Source organism: Chamaesiphon sp. OTE_8_metabat_110 (genome assembly GCF_031382685.1).
In the GTDB taxonomy this organism is placed as follows: Bacteria; Cyanobacteriota; Cyanobacteriia; order Cyanobacteriales; family Chamaesiphonaceae; genus Chamaesiphon.
In genome coordinates, this window is sequence record NZ_JANMZA010000022.1 from 1 (window position 1) to 2,088 (window position 2,088).

General features: G+C 44.9%; 3 protein-coding genes. 2 read left to right on the plus strand and 1 reads right to left on the minus strand.

Annotated elements, in window-relative coordinates:
- The coding region (locus RMO52_RS00785; RefSeq protein WP_310410122.1) for a 3-methyl-2-oxobutanoate hydroxymethyltransferase at positions 1 to 302 on the plus strand (302 nt) is incomplete at its 5' end.
- Positions 303 to 968, plus strand: a complete 666-nt coding sequence (locus tag RMO52_RS00790; RefSeq protein WP_309741780.1) for a bifunctional 4-hydroxy-2-oxoglutarate aldolase/2-dehydro-3-deoxy-phosphogluconate aldolase — start codon at positions 303 to 305, stop codon at positions 966 to 968.
- A gap of 333 nt (positions 969 to 1,301) precedes the next feature.
- Here the strand turns inward: RMO52_RS00790 and RMO52_RS00795 are convergent, their stop codons facing one another.
- On the minus strand, positions 1,302 to 1,886 hold the full coding sequence (locus tag RMO52_RS00795; RefSeq protein WP_310410124.1) for a hypothetical protein: 585 nt from the start codon (positions 1,884 to 1,886) through the stop codon (positions 1,302 to 1,304).
- Between the last annotated feature and the right edge of the window lie 202 nt (positions 1,887 to 2,088).

Here is a 2,088-nt window from a genome sequence, read left to right on the forward strand (position 1 = left end):
CCGATCGCGATCGGTTGCTCACCTCCGCAGTAGCATTAGAACGAGCGGGTGCTTTCTCGATCGTCCTAGAGCATATCCCCGCCGATTTAGCCACATCAATTTCCCAAAAAATCTCAATCCCCACCATCGGTATCGGTGCTGGTACAGGCTGTGACGGACAAGTACTAGTAACAGCAGACTTACTCGGCTTAACCCTACGTCAGCCCCCATTTGCCAAGGCTTACGTCAACTTACAAGCGATTATTACCCAGGCAGTGTATGACTCTAGTAATGATGTCAAGTCGGCAACCGATAATCGCTAAATGATGCACAGTGACGAAGGAGATTGGCTGAAATTTGTCAAGCAGAACCGGATAATTGCCGTGATTCGATCGACAGATCTGCACGTCGGCAGAAAAATGGCTCACGCAGTCGCCGCTGGTGGCATTAAACTCATTGAAATTACCGCCAACAGCGATCGACCCTGGGAGCTAATCGAGTCCCTCCACGCCGAATTACCAGATTGCTCGATCGGTACGGGCACAGTATTGAGTTTAGCCGACATGCAGAACGCGATCGCCTGTAGTGCCAAATACATCTTCACACCCCACGTCGATCTGAGTTTAATTCAAGCCGCAAATTCAGCCGCAACCCCGATCGTCCCTGGTGCTCTCACCCCAACCGAAATTATCACCGCATGGCAAGCAGGCGCGACTGCTATCAAAGTCTTCCCCATTCAAGCAGTCGGCGGAGTAGACTATTTAAAAGTCCTACAAGGGCCGATCGGTCAAATTCCACTAATTCCTACAGGTGGAGTCACCGTAACCAATGCCACCGACTTTCTCAATGCTGGTGCCATCGCCGTCGGCATCGCTGGCTCTCTATTTCCCCCGTCAGAAATTCAGCAAGAAAAATGGCAAAGTGTTCGCGATCGAGCCAGTAATTTAATTAACAGTATGAACCTAAAAATTGTAAACCATTATCAATAATCTATAACTTTCAGACCATAACTTCTAAAACTAAATCAGATCGAAGCGATGGCAAATAACTGCAAACGCAGTAGAAATACCTGTAATTGCCAATGCCATTGCCGGGTGTTGTCCTTGCGCAATCGCCATTGTCGTAACCACTCCAGCCCCAAGCATCGCTGGCATAGCGACATCAAACAGCGAACTCTGTGATTTATTTTTGTACATAATAAAAACTGCGTAGCGACAACACTAAGAAATTAATTTTAATGTTTACTAGCTTATCACTCGATCGATATTGACCGATCGTAAATATGAGATTCTGCAACTAATGTTGATAGTCCGAGATGTTTCTTAACCTTCTACTGGAATTAGCGGCTCCAAATCTTCATTACAAAGATCGCTTAATTTTTCAGCACTCGATCGATCCAAGTAGAGTATTATCATTGCTTCACTACTATCGATCGCATAAAATTGACAACCATCACCCTGAATATCTTCCATTACATACGAAAGAGCCAGCATATCCGCCCAATCATCATTAACTTCGATTGTCCAATGCTGCCTTTTGTCACCGATAGTATACTTTAACCAGCACTCACCGTCTTCGAGATCGATATAGTCCACAATTTCTGTCAGTCGATCTTCATTCCCTGTTAACAGACAAAGTTTGCGAACAATTTTTACATAGTCTCCCGTGGTAGCGATACATTCAAGATCGAAACATTCAAGATCGAAACTCCAGACTCGATTACAAATCCTTCGCCCCCAAGGTTTTCGTTCTACCTCACCACCGAGCAAAAACAGCAGCAACATAAAAGGCTTTGCTATAAAAGCTTCTCGATCTTCAGCGCGAAGTAAATCCTCGATCGTAATTTCAGGATTAAGAACTAGACCTAATTCTGCAAGTTTTGCTAACTGACTCTCTAATTCCATCATTTATGGTAACAGCACATAGACGATCGCAAGACCTATCAAATCGAAACTTACCGAAAGAATCAAACAAAAACAAACAAGCTCTTAACCGTAAAGTTAAGAGCTTCTTGATGTTTAAGATTAAGCTTGGCAGCGAGCTATTTTGACAGGGGGCAACCCCCCAACTATCGTCGCCGTGCGAGCGTTTCACCTCCGAGTTCGGGAA